The following is a 21,958-nucleotide window of genomic DNA, read 5'->3' on the forward strand; positions in this document are numbered from 1 at the left end:
AGCTGCCTGCCGCCGCGTCAGCCGTTAAGGCAGGCTGTAAGCAATAATGTCATCACCGCGCTCGCTGGAGTGCGGCGAACCACCGGCAAAAATTACCACGTACTGCTTGCCGGTTTTCGCCGAACGGTAGGTAATCGGGCCGCTCTGGCTGCCCACCGGCAGGCGCGATTTCCAGATTTCCTCACCGTTGTGGCTGTTAAATGCCCGCAGGTAGAAGTCCTGAGTACCGGCAAAGAACAGCAGGCCGGAACGCGTCGTCAGCGTCGGGCCGAGCGTTGGCATACCCAGCGGCATTTGCAGGCCAACCGGAATACCTAACGGCCCGGTATCCTGCACGGTGCCCACCGGAACCTGCCACACCAGCTTGTGGGTTTTCAGATTGATCGCCGACAGCGTGCCGAACGGCGGAGCCTGGCACGGCACGCCGAGCGGTGACATCAGGCGCTGGCGCATGGAGCCGTAAGGCAGCCCTTTCTGCACCACGATCCCCATCCCTTCACTGCTGCCCAGCCCCGGTGGAATATCCTTCGCCGGCACCAGGTAGTGATACAGCCCCAGGCGCAGATCGTTGACGTACATCAGGTCGGTCGTTGGGTCAACGGACGCGCCGCCCCAGTTCAGGCCACCCAGCGAACCGGGATACTGCAGCGCGGTATCCAGCCCCGGCGGGGTGAAGATGCCATCGTAGCGGCTGGACTTGAAGCGGATGCGGCACATCAGCTGGTCAAACGGCGTGGCTCCCCACATATCCGATTCAGTCAGCGTTTCGTTACCGATGCCCGGCATCCCGGTGGAATAAGGCTGCGTCGGGGAATAGCGTTCGCCCGGCACGTTGCCCTGCGGCACCGGCTTTTCTTCGATCGGCGCAACCGGCTTGCCGTCGCGGCGGTCCAGCAGGTAAATCATCCCGGTTTTCGACGTTTCCGCCAGCACCGGTGTGACCGTACCGTCATCGTTTTTCACGTCGTACAGCACCGGCGTGCCGGTCACGTCGAAGTCCCAAACGTCGTGATGCACGGTCTGGAACGACCAGGCGGGACGCCCGGTGGAGACCTTCACCGCCACAATTGAAGAGCCGTATTGATCATCGGCCTCGGTACGTTCGCCGGCGTAAAAGTCCGGCGTGGCGTTTCCGGTTGGCAGATACACCAGCCCCAGCTCGGCATCATAGGACATGCCGACCCAGACGTTCGGCGTACCGCGCGTATAGCCTTCCGGCGACAGCGGTTCGCGGGTCACGTCCGGGTTACCCGGATCCCACGCCCACACCAGTTCGCCGGTCACGGCGTTATAGGCACGAACCACGCCCGGCGGCTCGTTGGTTTCAAAGTTATCGACCACGCGGCCGCCGACGATCACCAGGTTTCCGGCCACCAGCGGAGAAGAAGACTGCTGGTAATAACCCGGTTTCACCTCACCCATGCCGATTTTCAGATCGACAACGCCATTGTTACCAAAGTTGGCAGCCGGTTTACCGGTGTGCGCATCGATGGCCACCAGGCGGCCATCGCCGGTGGGGAAGAACAGGCGCTGCGGGCTGACGGAGGCATCAACGGCACTCCCCGGCTCGGCGACGTTTTTCGCCGTCGTGGCATCAAAGTAGCCAATGCCGCGGCAGCGCTGATAGGTGGAGTTCCCCAGCCCGGCCTTGTAGCGCCATTTTTCCTTACCGCTGTCGATATCGTAGGAAATCAGCGAGGTATAGGCGGTGCAGACGTACAGGCTGTCGCCAATCTGCAGCGGGGTGTTCTGGTCTTCCGCATCGCCTTTATCCGGGATCACCGCTTCGCCGGTATGCGCCGTCCAGGCGACCTTGAGATCTTTAACGTTGGCCGGGGTGATATCGCTCAGCGAGGAGAAGCGTGAGCCTTTGTTATCACCGGACCACGCGGGCCAGTCGGACTGCGAGGCGTGCGGGTCCGTTTCCGGGATCGCTTTACTGACTACCGCTTCATCGGTGTTACGAATGATGCCCTTCGGCTGGAATGAGCTGATAAAGGCGGCAATGACTGCTACCAGCAGCACGCAGCCGGAAACAAATGCCCCGCGCCGGATACCGACACGGCGGGTGAGCAACGGCACGGTAAACGCGATCAGCACCGCGCCCGCCGCCGGGGCAAAAACGCGTGAGAACAGCGGCCAGAACTGCAGGCCGACGTCCCACAGCGCCCAGACCGCCGTGTATACCAGGGTAATGCCAAACAGCACCGCGCCGGCCAGGCGGCGGCGGAACATCAGCACCCCGCTGCCCAACAGCAGAATACCAGCGATCAGGAAGTACCCGCTTCCCCCGATGCCAGCCAGCCAGGCGCCGCCCGCCAGAAAGTAAATACCGGCCAGCGTGGTCACCACCGCCACCAGCTTCAGCCACAGTTTGCCGAGTTTCCCCGGGTTGTTTGCATCCATAAATTTAGTTCCAAAAAATGAATAGTCAGTTAACTCACGTTGATTCAGGCAATAGCAGCCCGTCTCTTAACACACTGTGTTAAAAGCGATAATCGTTTCATCCGCTCAGGGAATGACGGATTGTCAGGCTGAAAGTTTCATTGTGTACAAATTTGCACACAATGAGGCGCAAAGGATAGAACCTCGTGGTTAACAAAGTCAATCAAGCTGCTTTACATAAATTTAAATTCACCGCATCGGGGTATATTTTGTGATGCAGATCACACCTGCACTCCACTGGCGGAATGCAGGATGGCGAAACAGAGGTGAAAAATTCAGCGAGGATGTTTAGCGGACGTAATCCGCACCGGTGATATCGATGGTCGATCCGGTGGCATGGCGGCAGCGGCCGCTGGCGAGAAAGGCGATCATCGCCGCCACGTCGGAGGGCGGCGTCACTTCGCGCAGGGGAAGGTTTGCGGTGACAGCAGCTTCGCCGACGCTGGCAATATGCTCTTCCGCCATCGCCGTGCGTACCCAGCCCGGAGCCAGCGCGTAGGCCAGCACGTTCTGGTGGCCGTAGCCGCGCGCGATCCCCTTGGTCAGCGCCAGCAGCCCGCCTTTTGCCGCGCCGTAGGCCAGGTGTTCCGGGCCGTCGCCGCGATGCGAGGATCGGCTGGCCATGTTGATCAGGATCCCGCCGCCCAGTGGGGTAAAGTGCCCGATCGCCAGGCGGCACAGGTCGGCGGGTGCCTGCAGATTCACCTGTAAATTGACCTGCCAGCCTGCCTGCCAGGCTTCGTCATCACCCAGTGGGGAGGCAACATAAATCCCGGCGTTGTTCACCAGCACGTCTATTCTGTCGGCGCAGCGGAGCGCCTTCTGCCACAGCGCCGCCGCAGCCTGCGGCTGTGACAAATCCTGCTGAACGAGTTGCAGTCGTCGGGGATACTCCGCAAGCAGCGACACCGCACTGCGTTCATCGTGGCCGTAGTGGCCGATAACCGAGGCACCCTCAGCGTGCAGGGATTTAACAATTTCTCGGCCAATGCCTTTGGTTGCGCCGGTGACCAGTATCGTTTTGCCGGTAAGTGAAGTCATTATTCCTCCAGAGGGTTACGCTACGGCCTGTGCGCCGGTGATTTCAATCAGTGCGCCGCAGAGATACGGCGCTTCATCAGAGGCCAGAAACGCCATCGTAGCGGCAATTTCTTCCGGTTCACCGATGCGTCCGAACGGCACCAGCGCGTTTAAATCGTCCAGCGTGCGGCCGCTGCGCGCCAGGTTGCTTTCCAGCATCGGCGTGCGCACCTCACCGGGGCACACCGCGTTGACCCGCACCTTATCGGCGGCGTAGTCACGCGCCAGATTGAGGGTAAAGGCGGCCACGGCGGCTTTAGAGGTGTTATAGGCAATATGACCCGGGGCCGGATGCAGCCCCCACTGCGAGGCGGTGTTGACAATCGCCCCACCGCCCTGGGCGATCATCTGCGGCAGCACCGCGCGACACATATGGAACAGCGCATCCAGATTCACCGTAAAGGTGCTGTGCCAGTCCTCTTCGCTCAGTTCCAGCAGCGGACCACGGCGGTTGATACCGGCGTTGTTAATCAGCACATCAATGCGGGCCTCCAGCGCCTTGACCTCTGCAACAAACGCCGTAATTTCCGCAGCACTCGCCAGATTCACGGCCCGCCACTGCGCTCTTCCGCCCTGTTCACGAATACTTTCCGCCAGCGCGGCGGCGAGATCCGCATTGCTGTCGACGATCCACACCTGCGCCCCTTCTGCGGCAAAACGACGGCAGATAGCCTCGCCGATGCCGCCTGCGCCGCCGGTAACGATGACGTTCTTATTGATAAAACGCTGCATTTTTCACTCCTCGTGTCGCTGTTGTGCGCTGCCCGCTGCCGGAAAAAAAACCAAACGCTCCCCGCCCGCAGTGCTTTTGACGCACGGCGGCGGGTTTATAACCGGGAAATCAGGCGTTAATGTCCATATCCTTCAGCAGATTGCGCTGCATAAAGGTCAGGAAACGATTCTGGAATAGCATGGTGTGCTCATGGGCCGCTTTGTCGGCCGCGTCGGCGTCTCCGGCGCGGATCACCGCGATCAGTTCATCATGATCGCGGCCCAGCTTCTGCGGCGCATCCTGGCTGGTCATAAAATCAAACTGCAGATGTTGGATGCGCTGGCCTTCGGAAAGCAGCTTATCGTAGTAGGTCGCCAGGTAGTTATTGCGGCCGGCGGCGGCGATGGCCAGGTGGAATGCCTTGTTTTTCTCCGTCATGGCGCTGAAATCCCCCTGGTAGACCTTTTCCATATACTCCGCGTTGGCCGCTTCGATTTTGAGCAAATCGGCTTCGCTGCGGTGCTTCGCCGCCAGCCGCGTCACCGCCCGCTGGATCAGATCCAGCGCGGTGATGTAGTTCGGAAATTCTTCAATTTCAAACGGCGTGACGATGGCGGTGCGGTTGGGCAGAATCGTTACCAGCCCTTCACTGACCAGGCGCGCCATCGCATCGCGCACCGGGGAACGGGACAGGCCAAAGGTGTTAGCCAGCGAGATCTCGTCCAGCTGTTCGCCGTGCTTCAACTGTAGCGTCAGGATCTGCCGACGCAGCTCTTCATAAATATATCGCCCACCGTGGCGGCGGCCGGTGCCTTCTTCTTTCTCGTTTGGTTTCATATTCTTTTCCCTGACTGAGTGTCAATTCATACAAAAACGGCCTCAGGATAACGCCGGTCCCCAGGTATCGCTGAGCATAAAGCCCGCCGCGAGCGGATCGTCAGGATCCACCCCCAGCTGCTGAATGCCGTACACCCAGGCCCGCCCGGTGACGCGCGGCAGCACCGCCAGCTTTTCGCCCACCTGAGTGCGCCCGCGCAGCTCTACGCGAAATTCCCCGTTAATCGTTGAGCGCGAGGTCAGGCGATCGCCCACTTCCACCTCACCGCGCGCATCCAGTACAGACAGGTTAGCAGAACTGCCCGTGCCGCAGGGCGAACGATCCACCCGTCCCGGCGGCAGCGTGGTGCAGGTTCGCCAGGTTTTCGCGTCCTCGCGCTGGCGGAACATCACATAGGCCACGTCGTTGATTAACGGCAGCAGCGGGTGGCGAACCTGGATTTGCTGGTTAATCGCCTGGCAAAACGCCACGCCGTGGGTTGCCAGCTCGCGGGCGTTGTCCGGTGAAATGGTCAGGCCGATCTGCTCAACGTCAATCAGCGCATAATAAACGCCGCCAAAGGCAATATCCGCGGCAATCTTACCAAAGCCGGGAATATTAAACTCGCGGTCCAGATGTTCAACAAAGGCAGGCACCATGTCCAGCGACACGCTCACGCAGCGCCCGTCGGAACAGGCCGCTACCGCCGTCACCAGCCCGGCGGGGGTATCCAGCACCACGGTGGTTTCCGGCTCCTGCATGGCAATCATCCCGGTTTCCAGCAGCGCGGTAACCACGCAGATGCAGTTGCTGCCGGACATCGGATGCGCCTTATCGGCCTGCAAGACAATGAACCCCGCTTGCGCGCCCGGCACCGTCGGCGGCAGCAGCAGGTTCACCGACATTTGCAGGCAGCCGCGCGGCTCCAGCATCACCAGGCGACGCAGACTGTCGTCCACCTCGTTGATGTAGTTCATTTTATCGAGCATGGTGGCACCGGGAATATCAATCACCCCCGAGGTGATCACCTTGCCGATCTCCCCTTCACAGTGCACATCAATCAGCTGTAATGTTTTTTTCCAGCGCATGGCGTTATCTCTTATTTAATGTACCAGCCCCACGGCTCATCGCTGTCGTAGCGGGTCATCTGCTTGGTTTCCAGATAGTTATTCAGCCCCCATTCGCCCAGCTCGCGGCCGATGCCGCTCTCCTTGAAGCCGCCCCACGGCGCTTCGGTGAAGGTCGGCTGCGAACAGTTAATCCACACGATCCCGGCGCGCAGTCTGCGCGCTACGCGTTCGGCGCGCGCCAGATCCGGCGACATCACCGCCGCGGCCAGGCCAAAGCGAGAACGGTTAGCGGAGGCCACGGCTTCGGCTTCATCATCGAAGGCGCGCACGCAGACCACCGGGCCGAAAATCTCCTCGCGCCAGATGTCACTCTCTTCCGACATGTTGGTGAAAATCGTCGGCTGCAGGAAATAGCCTTTATCGTGCCCCACCGGCCGTTGACCGCCGCTGAGCAGCGTTGCCCCCTGTTCGATTCCCCGGGCGATCGCCGCCTGCACTTTTTCATACTGTGCGGCATTGACCAGCGGCCCGAGCAGCACGCCGTCCGTCATTCCGTTGCCGATGCGGATGCGCTCCGCTTCCTCCACCAGCCGCGCCAGCAGCGCATCATACAGGCTGCGCTGCACGAGCACCCGCGAGGTCGCCGAGCAGACTTCCCCTTTGTTCCAGAAAATACCGAACAGGATCCACTCCACCGCCTTTTCAATATCGCTGTCGTCAAAGATGATAAACGCCGATTTCCCCCCCAGCTCCAGGCTGACGTTTTTAATCCCGGCGGCGGCGGCCTGCATGATTTTACGTCCGGTCGGCACGCTGCCGGTGAACGCCAGCTTATCGACATCGGGGTGTTCGGTTAACGGTGAACCGGCATCGGCCCCGAAGCCGGTGATCACATTCAGCACGCCCGGCGGCAGTTCGGCCTCCCGGGCGATGTCCGCCAGCTGGAGCGCGGTCAGCGGTGTCACTTCCGAAGGCTTCAGCACCACCGTGCAACCCGCCGCCAGGGCCGGCGCCACTTTCCACGCCGCCATCAGCATCGGGAAGTTCCAGGGGATAATCGCCCCGCAGACCCCGACCGGCTCTTTGCGCGCCACGCAGCTGAAACGATCGTCGGACAGCGCCACCGCTTTTTCCTGCTGCGCATCCAGCTGCTCGGCCAGATCGGCATAAAAATCGAAACAGTAGGCGGTATCGCCAATATCCCACAGAGCTTCAGGCAGCGGTTTGCCGTTATCGCGCACTTCCAGCTCCGCCAGCGTCTGCTGCCGGTCGCGGATCAGGCTGGCGATACGGCGCAGATACCCGGCGCGCGCTTTGCCGCTCAGTTCCGGCCAGCCGCCGTGGTCGAAGGCGTTGCGCGCGGCCTGTACCGCCCGATCCACGTCTTCAGCGGTGGCGGCCGCAACCTGTGCTATCGCGGTTTCATTCGCCGGGTTAATGGTGTCAAAGCTGCCGCCGCGTGCCGGGGCAACCCACTGGCCGTTAATAAAGAGCTGATTGGTAGTGGTCATGAACGGTCTCCTGACATAAATCGGTAGGCGCTGAACGGCGTTAAATCCTGGGCGGTGGCGCGTTGAGCGGCGAGGTCGGCGATCAGTCGTCCGGTTGTCGCGCCTAACGTCAGCCCGAGCTGGCCGTGACCAAAGGCCATCAGCACATTGGTCAGACGGCGCGAACGGTCGATAATCGGTTTGGTGTCCGGCAGGAAGGGACGGTGCCCGACGCCGAATTCCTTATCGGTCACATTCAACTGCGGCAGCAGCCTGCGCGCCTTCTGCAGGATAATCTCGGCACGGTGGAAATTCGGTTTCGCATCGGCCCCGGCAAACTCAATGGTGCCGCCGATCTGCAAACCGCGGGTCATCGGCGTGAAGCAGAAACCGCCTTCGGCATAAATCACCGAATGGTTAAACTCAACGTCGGGGCTTGGCAGCAGCGCCTGGTAGCCGGAAATACCGGTCAGCGGCACGCGCACGCCCAGCTGGTTGAAGAAGCGCCGCGAGCCGGTCCCGGCCGCCACCACAACGTGATCGGCGGGCAGCTGGCGGCCATCGTTCAGCGTCACGCCGCAGGCCAGCCCGTTAGCTTCGTTAATTGACCGCGCTTCGGTGTCTACACGCACGCCGCCCTGACGCACAAACGCCTCGGTCAGCGCGGCAATAAATCCTTTGGTATCGCTGACGGCGCACCAGTCCGGGAACAGCACGCCGTGCGAGAATTTCCCCGCCAGCGCCGGTTCCAGATCGGCAATCGCCGCCGCATCCAGCGTTTCGGCCTGGAAACCCAGCTGCTCACGCAGGCGCAGATGTTCGCTTTCCGCCGCCAGGCCGCGCGGTGAATCGAAAACCTCAATCACCGGACGCTGGCCGAGCAGCGTTTTATCCGGGCACATCGCCAGCAACGTGGCAAAATCGGGGTAAACCTGATGCGTCAGCGTGGCCATCGCATGGGCAATGGCGTCGATACGGCTGTGGCGTGCATTGGCAACAAAGCGCAGAAACCACGGCAGCATGGCCGGTAGCGCCGCCGGGCGCAGCGCCAGCGGCCCGGTCTGATCCAGCAGCCAGCCCGGAATGCGCTTCAAAATACCCGGTTTGGAAAGCGGGATCACTTCACTGACTGCCATCTGCCCGCAGCTCCATTTGGCGGTGCTGTCGCCGGGTGCGGCCGGGTCGATCAGCCAGACCTGATGCCCCTCTTTTTGCAGCCAGAGCGCACAACAGACGCCCACAATACCGCCACCAATCACCACCGACTTTTGCGTAATCTGCTGTTTTGACATAGTTACCACTCGTTAACAGGCTGGCACCCTTCTGGCCGCCAGCCAATTTCCACCCTCGCGATTAGCGCTGGGACGCTTCAAATACCTGACGGAATGCCGCTTTCTCTTCCGTGGTTAACGGCTGTAGCGGCATCCTGGCGTTACCCGCCTTGAATCCTGCCAGCTCGCAGCCGTATTTCACTTTCTGGATAAACTTGCCCTCTTCCATGCTGGCCATTACCGGGAACAGCGTGCGCATCACGTCCTGGGCGCCGCGCAAATCACCGCGGCTGAATTTACGGTAGAAGTCGACAATCTGATCCGGGAAGCAGTTGGCCGGTCCGCAAATCCAGCTGCTGGCGCCCCACATAAAGAAGTCAAACGCTACATCGTCCGAACCGCAGGAGAGCTGATACTGATCCTTATAGCGGTGACCAATTTCCACCGCACGCAGCACGCTGCCGCTGCTTTCCTTAATACCGACCACGCGTGGATGGTCTTTAAACGCTTCCAGCACGCTGAAGCCGACCTCCACATTGGTGCGCACCGGATAGTTATACAGAACCACATTGATGTCACTGAATTCATCAAGAATCGCCTGATAGTGGCCGATCAATTCCTCCTGAGAAGGCAGCGCGTAGTACGGCGGAGCAATCAGCAGGTTGTGATAGCCCGCTTCAACCGTTTGTCTGACCTGTTCCAGCACTTCGCGGGTGCAGGAACCGTTGGCCCCGGCGATCAGCGTGCCGCGATCGCCCACCACCGTTTTCACCGTTTTCAGCACCTGACGGCGCTCTTCATTGGTCAGGGCATAATATTCGCCGGTAGAACCGAGCGGCACAAAGCCGTTCACGCCCGCCTTCAGCTGGTACTCCAGAATATCGGCCAGCTGTTGATGGTCTACCGCGCCTGCGGCATCAAAAGGGGTGACCAGGGCCGGTAAAATACCTTGTAGTTTCATCGTTACTTCTCCTGTGGACAGTTAAAGGGCGTAACGCCGTAACAAACGCGACTCGACCACGCCCACCAGGCGCGTTAAGGGGAATGCCACAACGAAATAGATCACCGCCACGGCCGTCAGAAACTCCACCGGACGCGCGGTACTGTTGGATATGCTTTGTCCCACGAACATCAGATCCGCCACGCCGACCGATGAGATCAGCGCGCTCTCTTTAAACAGGGCAACCACGTTCGACAGTAGCGTGGGCACGGCGCGCAGCAGCGCCTGTGGGAAGATGACGTAGAGAATTTTGGCCGTGGGCGTCAGACTGAGCGCCACACAGGCATCGTGCTGTTCCCCGGCGATGGATTTGAGCGAGCCGCGAAAGGTTTCGCTGGTGATCGCCGCCATATACAGCACCAGCGACAGGGTGACGCACAGCCACGGGGCGATATTGAGCTGGAACACCACCGGGAAGCAGAAAAATACCCAGAACAGCTGGATCAGCAGCGGCGTTCCGCGAAAGAACTCTACGTACAGCGTGACCAGCCAGCGCAGCGGCCGGAACGGGGACAGGCGCAGCAGGCTGACGATAAAGCCTGCCAGGCTGCCAATGACCGCGCAGCTCAGCGTAAAGGCCAGCGTCAGACCTAAGCCCTGCAGCAGCACCTGCCAGTAGGAAAATACCTGGGTGAAATCAAGTGTCATCATCTGAGCCTCAGCGTTCTGTAGCCGCATCCTGGCGGCGTTCAACCCAGGCAACCAGCTGGGAAATCGGCAGCGACAGCGCGAAGTAAATCAGCGCAATCAGCGAGTAGGTTTCCAGCGGACGGTAGCTTTCGGTGGCGATATTGCGGCCGACGTACATCAGATCGGAGATAGCGACAATCGCCACCAGCGCGCTCTGCTGCAGAATCGAGATGCCGTTGGTCATCAGCACCGGCAGCGCGTTGCGAATCGCCTGCGGCAGCACCACGTATGCCGTCTGCTGGAAGCGATTCAGGCCCAGGGCAATCCCCGCGTCGTGATGCTCGTGCGGCACCGCCTGCACCCCGGCGCGATACGCTTCGGCATTAAACGCCGCCAGATTCAGCCCCAGCGCCAGATACCCCATATAGATCGGATCAATAAACAGGTTGAACATGATTGGTACGCAGTAATAAAACCAGACGATTTGCAGCAATACCGGCGTACAGCGAAAGAACTCAATAAATAATTTCGTCGGCCAGCGAAATATCGCCAGCGAGCTCATCGCCATCAGGCATAAAATAAATCCCAGAACCAGGCCAAATATATTAGCCACCAGCGCCAGCTCAAGGGTGACTTTTAAACCGTCCCACAGCGCCCCCAGATTTCCCTGCAGGAAATGAAAGTCAAACTGATAGTTCATAATCAACCTCATTAATCCAGATGCAGGACTTTTTCCAGAAATTCACGAGTACGTTTTTCTTTCGGGCAGGTAAATAACGAATCAGGGTGCCCCTGCTCGACAATTTTCCCGTTAGCGCAGAACACCACGCGGGAAGCAATATTCCGCGCAAAGTGCATATCGTGGGTCACAATAATCATCGCCATTTTCTGATCGGCCAGCTGCATCATTACGCTCTGCACTTCGGTAACCATTTCCGGGTCAAGCGCCGAGGTCACTTCATCAAACAGCATCAGCTCCGGCTCCAGCATCAGCGCGCGGGCAATGGCTACGCGCTGCTTCTGGCCGCCGGAAAGCTGGCTGGGATAGGCGCCGATCTTGCTTTCCAGCCCGAAGCGGGCCAGCAGCGCACGCGCTTTTTCCACCGCCACCTTTTTCTCCAGCCCGTGGACTTTCATCGGGGCCAGAATCAGATTGCTTAAAATCGACAAGTGCGGAAACAGCGTATAGTGCTGGAAGACCATACCAATCTTTTTCTGAATATTTGCGTCAACGATTTTTGCGCGTTTGGCTTTATCACCGACGATATAGTGCTGCTTATGGAAATTGATTGTCCCGCCCTGAATACCTTCCAGCCCCATTAACACACGCAGCAGAGAACTTTTACCACTTCCACTCGGACCAATGATAACCAGACGATCGTCACTTCTCATGGTGAGGTCAAAATTATCCATCACCACTAATTCGCCATAGGCTTTATTCACTTTTTCCAGCTGAATAAATTCGCCTTTATTAAATTCATTGAGAAATACAGGTCGGTTATCTTGCAGGCGCGTGGGTGCGGCCGCCAAATTACTTGAGGCATTCATACTCATTCCTCCGCTGCGTGCGGAATGCACACGGTTAATTTAATTTCAGAGATTTATCACGCCTTATTTTGCGGCGTTGACTTCCATTGAGGCTTTATTGACCAGCTGGTCGATCTCGCCGGTGGCACGGCGCTGGGTCAGATAGATATCAATCACGTCGCGATCCGCTTCGGTGATGGAGCGCGGCAGTCCGAAGGACACGCCCTGTTTCGCCAGCGCCGGAACCGGCAGGATCTCTTTCGCCCAGTCCGGGTTAGCCAGTGCGAACAGATGGTTGGTATCACTGGCGTCCACCAGCACGTCGGCACGGCGGGCCATCAGCGCCAGGCGGGTTTCATCATTGCCGGGCAGGCGCATGATTGTGCCTTTCTTAATCGCAGCGGTGACCGCTTTATCCTGCGAGGTGCCGGACATCACTGCAAAGGTCACGCCGGGCTTGTCGAGATCGGCTAATTTGTTGGTCACCCCTTCCATTTTAGGGTTCTGCTTATTAATCAGGAAAGAGACCTGATAGTCCTGCGCCGGCGCGGAGAACGCGACCGCCAGTGCGCGCTCCGGGGTCTGATTCAGGCCCAGCGCCATATCCCACTTGTCGCTTTGCAATCCTGCGACCAGCGTATCCCAGTTGGCATCAACAAACTGCACCTTCACTTTTAAAACGTTCTCGCCAAAATCGCGGCAGAGTTCAGCAAAATAGCCGCTGTACTGGCCTGTTTTAGCATCCCGCATCACGTAGGGTGCCGCCGTCGCCGCGCCGCAGCGCAGGACGCCCTTTTGCTGAATACTTTGCCAGAAACCCACGGCCGCCGAAGCGGGAAGCGATGACGCCAGCAGAGCTCCGCCCAGCGCCAGACAGCAGGAAAACTTTTTGAGATGTGATAAACGAACACTGACCATAAAGACCTCGTCCAAACGTTGATGTTGCGAACAGGAACAGTTAGGTGGTGCTTATTTCTTCATTCATGTATGCAATTTTGTATGCATCACTGAATGAGAGAATAGAAGCACGAAATTAACAAAGTCAACCAATATGGTTTACTTATGATCAAAGTTTGACGCCGATCGCCACCAGGGTGTGATCGGCTTCATAAAAGCGGGGGCGGTAAGCGGATTACAGATCGAGAGCCTGAAGGAATCGTTCAATAATGGCATTAGGCCGACGCCCTTTTCGGCTGACGATGGCAATTTTGCTGTTGAAGTTCAGCCGCTGCGGGGCGATGGCACGCATTAATTTTTTCTCCACCCACTGCGCCGCAAAGTGGTCAGGCAGGTAACCGATAAAGCGCCCGGTGAGGATCAGAAATGCAATACCTTCGCGGTCGGAGGCGGTCGCCGTGCAGTTCAGCATCTGGTGCAGGCCGATGGTTTCAGCCGTCATGCGAAAGCTCGGCGCAATGGCGTCATACTGCGCCAGAAGATCGTCGCCGGGATCGCCGTCCCCGGTGAACAACGGATGCGTACTGCTGCAGTAAAGCTCTGATTTTTCATCGTAAAGATGCGCATAATCCAGCCCGGAGATCGGCGAGGTCAGCGGCAGCGCTCCGATTTGCAGACGACCATCCATCAGACCGCGCTCAATTTCTGCCGCCGTGCTCATGCTGATATTCAGGCGAATGTCCGGCCCGATCTCCCGCAGGGAATCCAGCGCGCGGGTGATTTTCATCTTAGGCTGGGTCACCAGATTATTGATAATCCCGATGTTAAACTCACCTCGCAACTGCTTGTGCATCTGGTTCACCTGCTGACGAAATCCTTCTATGGCCGCCATCATGCTGTCGCTGTGGCGCAGAATTTCTCGCCCTTCATCGGTCAGGGCAAATCCGGCACGCCCGCGCTGGCACAGACGCATGCCCAGGCGCTTTTCCAGATCGCTCATATGCAGGCTGATCGCCGAGCGCGTAATACCGAGCAGACTTTCAGCGGCAGAAAAGCTGCCGCACTCGCTGACGGTTTTGAATATTCGCAGCAGCTTGAGGTCAAAGTCCGTGACCTGGGCAAGAGATTTGCTTTTCATATAGGTGAGTTATTCCGTAACTAAAGATGTATTAATAGGCATTTAACTTAAGTAACACTTGAATGCAAACTCTTCCTACACCCGTCAGGAGGAAAAAATCATGTCTGAAGCCGTTAACACCGCATCACTGAACCTGCAGGCACACTGGATGCCGTTCAGCGCCAACCGTAATTTTCACCGCGATCCGCGCTTTATCGTCGCCGCAGAGGGGCGCTGGCTGACGGATGACAAAGGCCGACAGATTTTCGACAGCCTGTCCGGGCTGTGGACCTGCGGCGCGGGCCATACCCGCAGCCAGATCCAGGCGGCGGTCAGTCAACAACTCGGTACGCTCGACTACTCGCCGGGCTTCCAGTACGGCCATCCGCTGTCGTTTCAGCTGGCGGATAAAATCGCTCAGCATATGCCGGGCGAACTGAATCACGTGTTCTTCACCGGTTCCGGCTCTGAATCCGCCGATACCGCCGTGAAAATGGCACGGGCCTACTGGCGCGCCAAAGGCCAGCCGTCAAAAACCAAACTGATTGGCCGCGCGCGCGGCTACCACGGCGTGAATATTGCCGGCACCAGCCTCGGCGGCATCGGCGGTAACCGCAAAATGTTCGGCCAGTTTATGGATGTTGACCATATCCCGCATACGCTGCAAACCGACCTGCCCTTTACGGCGGGCATGGCGGAAACCGGCGGCGTGGAGCTGGCTAATGAGATGCTGAAGCTGATTGAGCTGCACGATGCGTCCAATATCGCCGCGCTGATCGTCGAGCCGCTTTCCGGCTCCGCCGGGGCGATTATTCCGCCTCGCGGCTATCTGCAGCGCCTGCGCGAGATCTGTACCCAGCACAATATCCTGCTGATCTTTGATGAAGTGATCACCGGCTTTGGTCGTATGGGACGCTGGAGCGGCGCCGAGTACTTTGGCGTTACTCCGGATATGCTCAACTTCGCCAAACAGGTCACTAACGGCGCGATCCCGCTGGGCGGCGTGGTGGCCAGCAGCGAAATCTATCACACCTTTATGTCACAGCCGCTGCCGGAGCACGCGGTGGAGTTTGCCCACGGCTACACCTACTCCGCGCACCCGGTGGCCTGTGCCGCCGGTCTGGCAACGCTGGATTTACTGGAGAACGAACAGCTGATTGCCCAGTCGGCAGAACTGGCTCCGCATTTTGAACGCACGCTGCACGCGCTGCGTACCGCACCTAACGTGATTGATATCCGTAACTGTGGCCTGGTGGGGGCGATTCAACTGGCACCGCGCGACGGCGACGCCGCCATCAGGCCGTTTGATGCCGGTATGGCGCTGTGGAAAGCCGGTTTCTACGTGCGTTTTGGCGGCGATACGCTGCAGTTTGGCCCGATGTTTAACACCCGGCCTGCCGAGCTGGATCGTCTGTTTGATGCCGTGGGCGAAGCCCTGCACCACATTAACTGAGGGAGTTTTCATGACCACTATCACCCATTTGATTAACGGGACTATGCGCCAGCCCGATGGCCGTACCACCGCCGTCTTTAATCCGGCCACCGGCAAAGCGATCCGCCAGGTTGAGCTGGCGAGCGCCGCCACGGTGCAGGAGGCGATTGCCGCCGCCAAAGCCGCCCTGCCCGCCTGGCGCAATCTGCCCCCGGCGAAGCGCGCCCAGGTGCTGTTCCGCTTTAAGCAGCTGCTTGAGGAGCATCAGGAAGCGATCGTTCAGCTGATCAGCGAAGAACACGGTAAAACGCGGGAGGATGCGGCGGGCGAGCTGAAGCGCGGTATCGAAAACGTGGAATATGCCAGCGCTGCGCCAGAGCTGCTGAAGGGCGAATACAGCCGCAATGCCGGGCCGGGGATCGATTCATGGAGCGATTTTCACGCCGTCGGCGTCGTGGCGGGCATCACGCCGTTTAACTTCCCGGCGATGGTGCCGCTGTGGATGTATCCGCTGGCTATCGCCTGCGGCAATACTTTCGTGCTCAAACCCTCCGAGCGCGATCCCAGCTCCACGCTGCTGATCGCCTCGCTGTTTCAGCAGGCGGGTCTGCCTGCGGGCGTACTTAACGTGGTTAACGGCGACAAAGAAGCGGTGGATGCGCTGATCGAAAGCCCGGACATTAAGGCCATCAGCTTCGTCGGATCCACGCCGATTGCCGAGTACATCTACAGCGAGGGCACAAAGCGCGGCAAGCGCGTGCAGGCACTGGGCGGCGCAAAAAACCACGCGGTGGTGATGCCGGATGCAGATTTGGATAATGCGGTCAGCGCGCTGATGGGGGCGGCATACGGATCGTGCGGCGAGCGCTGCATGGCGATTTCGGTGGCGGTGTGCGTGGGAGATGCGGTGGCCGATGCGCTGATTGCACGCCTGACCCCGGAAATCACCGCGCTGAAAATCGGGGCGGGAACCGCCTGCGGCCTGGATATGGGGCCGCTGGTGACCGCCGCGCACAAGGATAAAGTCACCGGCTACGTTGATGACGGCGTGGCGGCGGGCGCGAAACTGGTGGTGGATGGCCGGTCGTTAAAGGTCGCCGGTCACGAAGAGGGCTACTTTATCGGCGGCTGCCTGTTCGACCGAGTCACACCGGATATGCGGATTTATAAAGAAGAGATTTTTGGTCCGGTACTGTGCGTGGTGCGGGTGGATTCGCTGGAACAGGCAATCGAACTGATCAACGCGCACGAGTACGGTAACGGCACCTGCATCTTCACCCGCGACGGTGAAGCGGCGCGGCACTTCGGTAATGAGATTGAAGTCGGTATGGTCGGCGTCAACGTGCCGCTGCCGGTTCCGGTGGCGTTCCACAGCTTCGGCGGCTGGAAGCGCTCGCTGTTTGGCGATCTGCACGCCTACGGCCCGGACGGCGTGCGCTTCTATACCCGCCGCAAAACCATCACCCAGCGCTGGCCGAAACAGACAGCGCGGGAAGCTTCTCAGTTCGCGTTTCCCAGCCATTAACTGAACGGCCTGGCGCTTTATGCCTGACCAGTCGTGGCATGACACTTCACTTTCAGGCGGCCGGATTTGCGGCCGCCAGCCTGATGATGCTCTCGAAGGAACTGTTGGTATCAAGGCCATTGTTGCGCGGTATGTAACACGCGAAGTATCTCAATCTTTTTCTGACTTTCCCTGAGGCGATAAATCAAAATAAAGTGAGAATGGATAACCAGTTCCCTCGTCCCTTCCACGCGTCCGATACGTGCTTTAAGTGGATGGGCGGCTAAACTTGCCGCCTTATTCCCGATCTGCTTATCCAGTTCTATCGCGGCAGAGAGATTTTCTTCCGCGATATATTCGCGAATTCTCTGTCTGTCCTGACTGGCCAACCGCGTCCATGTGATTTCCATTGTTTGTCAACCCAGTTTCTTTGTTGCCTGCTTACGCCATTCAGCTGCTGCTGCCTCTACAAATTCCGTGGAGAAAACGTCACCGCGATCGGCCTGTTCAATTCCCGCCTGAACCTGTTGACGAAACCATTCATCATGCTGCCGCTGCACCGTTTCTCGCATGAAATCCCGTATCAGCTGCGATCCATTACGGTCCATCGCTTTAGCAGCTTCAAGAAAGGCGGCCTTTAGTTCTGCATCAATTCTTAAATTCAGGGTTGCCTGTGTCATTATGCACCTCGTCGTTACGCTGTATCTACATGGTAACACTTCATTCTCACGTCGCTTCATTTTTAATTAGCGCCAACTTGTTATCAGGCAGCAGCCCACCCAAAATACTACTTGCCAATAACATTTGCCATGATGGAATTAATCATTAAATATCAGAACATTGATCCATGATTTATTATCAAAATCATCTCATCAATTAAAAAAATAATGTGAGCCTTCTTCCAGAATCCGCTTTGTCCACTGGCAGGCTGTGACCGGTATCCCGCAGAATAGAATATATAATCCCAATTGAATATATATTCAGGAGTAGAAATGGAACCGGTTCACAAGCTGTCCGTGCGGGAAAAAATCTGTTTTGGTCTGGGAGATTCGTCCGCCAATATCTTCCTCGGCATGACGATGATGTTTCTACCCTATTTTTACACCGATGTTTTAGGCATATCAGCGGCGGCAATGGGCCTGCTGTTCGTTATCGCGCGCCTGGTGGATGCGTTTTACGATCCGTTCATCGGCAACGTAGCGGACCGGATGCAAACCCGTCACGGGCATTACCGTCCGTGGCTGCTGTGGCTGGCGGTGCCGTATGGCCTCTCCTGCCTGCTGGTATTCCTGGCACCCGATTTTTCCCCGACCGGGAAACTGGTCTATGCCTATGCCACCTATCTGTTCCTGATCCTGATGTATGCCTCCACCGTGGTGCCTTATGTTGCACTGCTGTCGGCGCTGACCAGCGATCCGCAGGAACGACTGGCCGCCAACGCCTGGCGCTTCCCGCTGGCGAAGATGTCCTTCCTGATCTGTTCGGTGACGGTGCCGATGTTCGTTGCCTGGTACGGCAAGGATAATGAAGCCCAGGCTTACATGGTGGCGATGAGCATGATTGCCGTGCTGGCCACCGCCATGATGCTGAGCTGCTTCTTCGGTACCAAAGAACGTGTGAAACCGGTATCGCTGGCATCAAACGTTTCCTTTAAGCAGCAGCTGCGCATCTCGCTGTCTGCCCGTCCGGTGGTGATTTTTTACCTCTTCAAAATCACCAGCTCAATCGCCTTCGTGATTAAGGGCAGCGCGACAATTTATTTCGTGAAGTATTTCCTTGGCCGCAGCGACGGCTTCGTCTCCGGGCTGCTTTCGGCAACGGCCATCGCTGGTATTATTGCGCCGATGATCGCCCTGCAGCTGATTAAACGGAAAAAAGTCAGCGCGCTGGGCACGCTGAAACTGGCCCAGGCCGGAGGATGCCTTGCTGCACTGGCGCTGTTCTTTGTCAGCCCGGATAACATCTGGCTGGCGGTGGCACTCCTGGTGGTGTCGGTCCTGCTCGCCGAAATCGGTGCCATCACCGCCTGGGCGCTGCCGTCGGAATGCGCGGACTACTGCGAACGCAAAAGCGGCCTGAAGATGTCCGGCTTTATCGCCGCCGGCACTCTGTTCACGATGAAAATCGGCCTGGCCATCGCCGGAGGCCTGGTGGGCCTGGTACTCAGCATGAGCGGCTATCATGCCGGAGTCGCCATCACCCCTGAGATTCTGAAAGGCATTATTTTCCTGATCGCGGGCGTACCAGCCCTCTTCCACGGCATCAGCCTGGTGCTGATTATGTTCTTTAACCTGGACGACCGTCAGGCGGCAGATGCCCGTTCATCACTGCCGCACCAGTCCCGCATTCACTAAGCAGAGGAACCCTGAGATGTTAGTTTCCCCTTCCACACTGACTATCGCGAAATGGTCGCGTGCCGAATTCGTGTTTAAAGCAGAAAGCGATCCGGCGCATTTTACCCGGTCATGGATAACTGCCACCTTTAGCAGCGGCGATGACCAGAAGGTAGTGCGCGGGTTTTACGATGATGGCGGCCGTTTCCTGCTGCGCTTTATGCCGCAGCGTGAAGGCATCTGGACGTTTCGCACCGAGAGTAATATCGCCAGCCTCAGCGGCATAACCGGCAGCGTTAACTGCACGCCGGCCGAAGCTGATGCCACTGGCCCGATTGAAACGGATGAGACTTTCCACTTTCGCACCGCCAGCGGCAAGGCCTGGTATCCGTTCGGCACCACCGCCTACGTCTGGAACTATCAGTCTGACGCCGTGCAGGAGCAGACGCTGGCCTCGCTGGCGGCCTCGCCGTTTAACAAGATCAGAATGTGCGTGTTCCCAAAACACTACACCTATAACTTTAACGAGCCGCAGCGGTTCCCGTTCCCGGGCAATATCACCGACGGGTTTGATTTTTCACGCTTCGACTGCGCCTTCTTCCACCAGTTGGAAAACCAGATCGACGCGCTGAAAGATCGGGGAATTGAAGCCGACCTGATTATCTTTCATCCCTATGACCGCTGGGGCTTTGCGGAGATGGAGGCCGAAACGGATCGCCGCTATGTGGACTATCTGGTGGCCCGCCTCTCCAGCTTCAGCAACGTCTGGTGGTCGCTGGCCAACGAGTTCGATCTGCTGCGTAAAAAACCCCTGTCGTTCTGGGACGGTGTGTTTAAGCAGATTACGGCGGACGATCCCTACGGACATCTTATCTCGATCCATAACTGGCATAACCCACCGATTCATTACACCAGCAACGACCACTGGTACGATCAGACTGACACGCTGATTACCCATGCCAGCATTCAGCACCACGATCTGTGGTTCGTTCCCGCCTGGCGCGAGCAGTTCGGTAAACCGATCGTCATTGATGAATGCCGCTACGAAGGCGACGTCGACTGCGGCTGGGGCAATATCAGCGGCCGCAAGATGCTCAACCTGACCTGGGAGGGCGTCTGCGCCGGGGGCTACGTGACCCACGGCGAAAGCTATCTGAGCGACGATGAAATCATCTGGTGGTCGCACGGCGGCAAACTCAAAGGCGAAAGCCCCGAACGCATCGCGTTCCTGCGCAATATCCTTGAAGATGGCGAAGCAAAACGCCTGTCGCCGTGGAAAGGCCGCAGCCACTCGCAGTGGGATGTCACCATCGGTCATATGGGTGACGATTACTGGCTGCTGTGGTTCGGCGACAGCCAGCCGGGCTTCAAGCTGCTGACCATGCTGCCGGAAGGGAAAGAGTTTATGGTCGAGATTATCGACGCGTGGGCAATGACCGTGGAACGCGTGCCCGGAACGTGGCGCAGCGGCGACAGGCTGCCGCTGCCCGGCCGGCCGGGCATCGCCCTGCGCATCACCGCCGTTTAATCTTCCATCAGCGCGCGCGCCGTGGGGTAGTCGGTAATCAGCACGTTAAGATACCCGCCGCTCAGCGCCGCTTTAATCGCCGTCACCTTCTCCTGCCCGCCCGCCAGCGCAATGGCGTGCGGGCAGGCTTTCAGCTGTGCCAGCGTCATGCCAATCGCCGGATCTTCATCTTCATTCAGCACCGGTTGGCCCGCCGCATTGAAATAATGCAGGCAGATATCCCCTACCGCGCCTTTTTCGGTCAGCGACAGCAGCATCGTTTTATCGTAGAAGTTGCCCGAATGGCGCAGCAGCTGCGACGGTTCCATATCACCGATGCCGACCACGGCGGTGGTCACTTCATTAAACTTGTGTAGCACCTCACTGACATCCTTACTTGCCGCCAGCAGATCGCGGCTGGTCACCGAGCCTTCGATAGACTGCGCCGGAAGCAGCCACGCGCGGCAGCTGAGCCGGTTTGCCAGGTCCTGGGTCAGAATGGTGGCCTGCACGTTGCCGTTCACCCCCACCCCGCCGAGCAGCTGGATCACACCGTCAACTTTGACCGTCTGCGGGTGCATTTCACTGACCATCGCCCTGATGGTGCTGCTCCAGGAAGAAATCCCCACCAGCTCGCCGTTGCGCAGCCGCGTTTCCAGATAGTGCGCGGCGGCGGCACCGATGGCCTTGCGCACCTGCGCCGCATCGTCATCCTCCGCAACGTCCACGACGATCGCCTGCTGAATGCCGTAGCGCTGTTCAATCCCGCGCTCAAGCTGCGGAAACACGTTATCAGGCTGAACCACACTGATTTTCACAATCCCCTCGCGAACGCTGCGATTCAGCATGCGGGAAACAAAAGACTGAGAAAGATTCAGCGCGGTGGCAATCTCGGCCTGCTTGGAACCTTCGTTGTAATAAAGGTTGGCGATTTTAACCATCAATCTGATTTCGTTTTGCCTGATCATAAAGCCTCGTAGTTAAACCATCCTGACTGCGCAGAGCGTAAGCTAAAGTCAGCGTCGTGACACCGGATAATTTCTGCGGTTAAATTGTGATCGCGATCTCAATTGTTCGCTGAACCGATAGTTCGACTGCCTGACTGAGGTCATAATAATAAATATTA

Annotated in this window: 20 protein-coding genes; 4 read left to right on the top strand and 16 right to left on the bottom strand. The window is 58.3% G+C overall.

Annotated elements, in window-relative coordinates:
• Window positions 1–24: 24 nt before the first annotated feature.
• The 13 genes from PGH32_RS22905 to PGH32_RS22965 all read right to left on the bottom strand — a co-directional run bounded on the left by PGH32_RS22905 (window position 25) and on the right by PGH32_RS22965 (window position 14,077).
• Window positions 25–2,406 carry a membrane-bound PQQ-dependent dehydrogenase, glucose/quinate/shikimate family gene (locus PGH32_RS22905; RefSeq protein ID WP_337895280.1) on the bottom strand — a complete coding sequence of 794 codons (2,382 nt, stop codon included), beginning with the start codon at window positions 2,404–2,406 and terminating at the stop codon, window positions 25–27.
• A gap of 327 nt (window positions 2,407–2,733) precedes the next feature.
• Window positions 2,734–3,486 (bottom strand): SDR family NAD(P)-dependent oxidoreductase, encoded by a 753-nt coding sequence (locus tag PGH32_RS22910; RefSeq protein ID WP_337895281.1) that lies wholly within the window; start codon window positions 3,484–3,486, stop codon window positions 2,734–2,736.
• Window positions 3,487–3,501: 15 nt separating this feature from the next.
• Entirely contained in the window at window positions 3,502–4,257 is a 756-nt protein-coding gene (locus PGH32_RS22915) for an SDR family NAD(P)-dependent oxidoreductase (RefSeq protein WP_337895282.1), read from the bottom strand.
• Window positions 4,258–4,366: 109 nt separating this feature from the next.
• Complete coding sequence (locus tag PGH32_RS22920; protein ID WP_337895283.1) at window positions 4,367–5,074, bottom strand: GntR family transcriptional regulator; 708 nt, start codon at window positions 5,072–5,074, stop codon at window positions 4,367–4,369.
• A gap of 42 nt (window positions 5,075–5,116) precedes the next feature.
• On the bottom strand, window positions 5,117–6,142 hold the full coding sequence (locus PGH32_RS22925) for a proline racemase family protein (protein WP_337895284.1): 1,026 nt from the start codon (window positions 6,140–6,142) through the stop codon (window positions 5,117–5,119).
• Between the two features lie 11 nt (window positions 6,143–6,153).
• Complete coding sequence (locus PGH32_RS22930; protein ID WP_337895285.1) at window positions 6,154–7,635, bottom strand: aldehyde dehydrogenase family protein; 1,482 nt, start codon at window positions 7,633–7,635, stop codon at window positions 6,154–6,156.
• A complete protein-coding gene (locus PGH32_RS22935) occupies window positions 7,632–8,906 on the bottom strand; it encodes an NAD(P)/FAD-dependent oxidoreductase (RefSeq protein ID WP_337895286.1) in 1,275 nt (424 codons plus the stop codon). Before PGH32_RS22935 ends, PGH32_RS22930 begins: the two co-directional genes overlap by 4 nt.
• 61 nt (window positions 8,907–8,967) lie before the next feature.
• Window positions 8,968–9,846, bottom strand: a complete 879-nt coding sequence (locus PGH32_RS22940; protein ID WP_314419267.1) for a dihydrodipicolinate synthase family protein — start codon at window positions 9,844–9,846, stop codon at window positions 8,968–8,970.
• Between the two features lie 21 nt (window positions 9,847–9,867).
• Window positions 9,868–10,536 carry an amino acid ABC transporter permease gene (locus PGH32_RS22945; protein WP_239553191.1) on the bottom strand — a complete coding sequence of 223 codons (669 nt, stop codon included), beginning with the start codon at window positions 10,534–10,536 and terminating at the stop codon, window positions 9,868–9,870.
• 7 nt (window positions 10,537–10,543) lie between these two features.
• Window positions 10,544–11,215 (bottom strand): amino acid ABC transporter permease, encoded by a 672-nt coding sequence (locus tag PGH32_RS22950; RefSeq protein ID WP_314419270.1) that lies wholly within the window; start codon window positions 11,213–11,215, stop codon window positions 10,544–10,546.
• 11 nt (window positions 11,216–11,226) lie between these two features.
• Window positions 11,227–12,063, bottom strand: a complete 837-nt coding sequence (locus tag PGH32_RS22955; RefSeq protein ID WP_314419271.1) for an amino acid ABC transporter ATP-binding protein — start codon at window positions 12,061–12,063, stop codon at window positions 11,227–11,229.
• Window positions 12,064–12,126: 63 nt separating this feature from the next.
• Entirely contained in the window at window positions 12,127–12,960 is an 834-nt protein-coding gene (locus PGH32_RS22960; RefSeq protein WP_314419272.1) for a substrate-binding periplasmic protein, read from the bottom strand.
• Between the two features lie 214 nt (window positions 12,961–13,174).
• Window positions 13,175–14,077: a LysR family transcriptional regulator gene (locus PGH32_RS22965; protein WP_337895287.1), complete on the bottom strand. Its 903-nt coding sequence runs from the start codon at window positions 14,075–14,077 to the stop codon at window positions 13,175–13,177.
• 100 nt (window positions 14,078–14,177) lie between these two features.
• Here PGH32_RS22965 and PGH32_RS22970 point away from each other — a divergent pair, with 100 nt between their 5' ends.
• Window positions 14,178–15,509 carry an aspartate aminotransferase family protein gene (locus PGH32_RS22970; RefSeq protein ID WP_337895288.1) on the top strand — a complete coding sequence of 444 codons (1,332 nt, stop codon included), beginning with the start codon at window positions 14,178–14,180 and terminating at the stop codon, window positions 15,507–15,509.
• A gap of 10 nt (window positions 15,510–15,519) precedes the next feature.
• Complete coding sequence (locus tag PGH32_RS22975) at window positions 15,520–17,013, top strand: CoA-acylating methylmalonate-semialdehyde dehydrogenase (protein WP_337895289.1); 1,494 nt, start codon at window positions 15,520–15,522, stop codon at window positions 17,011–17,013.
• Between the two features lie 110 nt (window positions 17,014–17,123).
• Here the strand turns inward: PGH32_RS22975 and PGH32_RS22980 are convergent, their stop codons facing one another.
• Entirely contained in the window at window positions 17,124–17,402 is a 279-nt protein-coding gene (locus PGH32_RS22980; RefSeq protein ID WP_314419278.1) for a type II toxin-antitoxin system RelE/ParE family toxin, read from the bottom strand.
• A gap of 6 nt (window positions 17,403–17,408) precedes the next feature.
• Window positions 17,409–17,672 (bottom strand): CopG family ribbon-helix-helix protein, encoded by a 264-nt coding sequence (locus PGH32_RS22985; RefSeq protein ID WP_314419279.1) that lies wholly within the window; start codon window positions 17,670–17,672, stop codon window positions 17,409–17,411.
• A 312-nt stretch (window positions 17,673–17,984) separates the two neighbouring features.
• On the opposite strand from PGH32_RS22985, the gene PGH32_RS22990 reads away from it, so the two are divergent.
• Together PGH32_RS22990 and PGH32_RS22995 are read left to right on the top strand one after the other, a co-directional pair.
• Window positions 17,985–19,346, top strand: a complete 1,362-nt coding sequence (locus tag PGH32_RS22990) for an MFS transporter (protein ID WP_337895290.1) — start codon at window positions 17,985–17,987, stop codon at window positions 19,344–19,346.
• 16 nt (window positions 19,347–19,362) lie between these two features.
• On the top strand, window positions 19,363–20,853 hold the full coding sequence (locus PGH32_RS22995) for a DUF5605 domain-containing protein (RefSeq protein ID WP_337895291.1): 1,491 nt from the start codon (window positions 19,363–19,365) through the stop codon (window positions 20,851–20,853).
• Here PGH32_RS22995 and PGH32_RS23000 read toward each other — a convergent pair.
• Window positions 20,850–21,800: a sugar-binding transcriptional regulator gene (locus PGH32_RS23000; RefSeq protein ID WP_337895292.1), complete on the bottom strand. Its 951-nt coding sequence runs from the start codon at window positions 21,798–21,800 to the stop codon at window positions 20,850–20,852. The genes PGH32_RS22995 and PGH32_RS23000 overlap by 4 nt on opposite strands.
• Between the last annotated feature and the right edge of the window lie 158 nt (window positions 21,801–21,958).

Origin of the sequence: Erwinia sp. SLM-02 (genome assembly GCF_037450285.1) — a bacterium.
Lineage (GTDB): Bacteria > Pseudomonadota > Gammaproteobacteria > Enterobacterales > Enterobacteriaceae > Erwinia.

Bases quoted from the DNA above. Each gene is read 5' to 3' on its own strand.
- PGH32_RS22905 (WP_337895280.1), bottom strand. From the start codon at position 2,406: ATGGATGCAAACAACCCGGGGAAACTCGGCAAACTGTGGCTGAAGCTG.
- PGH32_RS22910 (WP_337895281.1), bottom strand. From the start codon at position 3,486: ATGACTTCACTTACCGGCAAAACGATACTGGTCACCGGCGCAACCAAA.
- PGH32_RS22915 (WP_337895282.1), bottom strand. From the start codon at position 4,257: ATGCAGCGTTTTATCAATAAGAACGTCATCGTTACCGGCGGCGCAGGC.
- PGH32_RS22920 (WP_337895283.1), bottom strand. From the start codon at position 5,074: ATGAAACCAAACGAGAAAGAAGAAGGCACCGGCCGCCGCCACGGTGGG.
- PGH32_RS22925 (WP_337895284.1), bottom strand. From the start codon at position 6,142: ATGCGCTGGAAAAAAACATTACAGCTGATTGATGTGCACTGTGAAGGG.
- PGH32_RS22930 (WP_337895285.1), bottom strand. From the start codon at position 7,635: ATGACCACTACCAATCAGCTCTTTATTAACGGCCAGTGGGTTGCCCCG.
- PGH32_RS22935 (WP_337895286.1), bottom strand. From the start codon at position 8,906: ATGTCAAAACAGCAGATTACGCAAAAGTCGGTGGTGATTGGTGGCGGT.
- PGH32_RS22940 (WP_314419267.1), bottom strand. From the start codon at position 9,846: ATGAAACTACAAGGTATTTTACCGGCCCTGGTCACCCCTTTTGATGCC.
- PGH32_RS22945 (WP_239553191.1), bottom strand. From the start codon at position 10,536: ATGATGACACTTGATTTCACCCAGGTATTTTCCTACTGGCAGGTGCTG.
- PGH32_RS22950 (WP_314419270.1), bottom strand. From the start codon at position 11,215: ATGAACTATCAGTTTGACTTTCATTTCCTGCAGGGAAATCTGGGGGCG.
- PGH32_RS22955 (WP_314419271.1), bottom strand. From the start codon at position 12,063: ATGAATGCCTCAAGTAATTTGGCGGCCGCACCCACGCGCCTGCAAGAT.
- PGH32_RS22960 (WP_314419272.1), bottom strand. From the start codon at position 12,960: ATGGTCAGTGTTCGTTTATCACATCTCAAAAAGTTTTCCTGCTGTCTG.
- PGH32_RS22965 (WP_337895287.1), bottom strand. From the start codon at position 14,077: ATGAAAAGCAAATCTCTTGCCCAGGTCACGGACTTTGACCTCAAGCTG.
- PGH32_RS22970 (WP_337895288.1), top strand. From the start codon at position 14,178: ATGTCTGAAGCCGTTAACACCGCATCACTGAACCTGCAGGCACACTGG.
- PGH32_RS22975 (WP_337895289.1), top strand. From the start codon at position 15,520: ATGACCACTATCACCCATTTGATTAACGGGACTATGCGCCAGCCCGAT.
- PGH32_RS22980 (WP_314419278.1), bottom strand. From the start codon at position 17,402: ATGGAAATCACATGGACGCGGTTGGCCAGTCAGGACAGACAGAGAATT.
- PGH32_RS22985 (WP_314419279.1), bottom strand. From the start codon at position 17,672: ATGACACAGGCAACCCTGAATTTAAGAATTGATGCAGAACTAAAGGCC.
- PGH32_RS22990 (WP_337895290.1), top strand. From the start codon at position 17,985: ATGGAACCGGTTCACAAGCTGTCCGTGCGGGAAAAAATCTGTTTTGGT.
- PGH32_RS22995 (WP_337895291.1), top strand. From the start codon at position 19,363: ATGTTAGTTTCCCCTTCCACACTGACTATCGCGAAATGGTCGCGTGCC.
- PGH32_RS23000 (WP_337895292.1), bottom strand. From the start codon at position 21,800: ATGATCAGGCAAAACGAAATCAGATTGATGGTTAAAATCGCCAACCTT.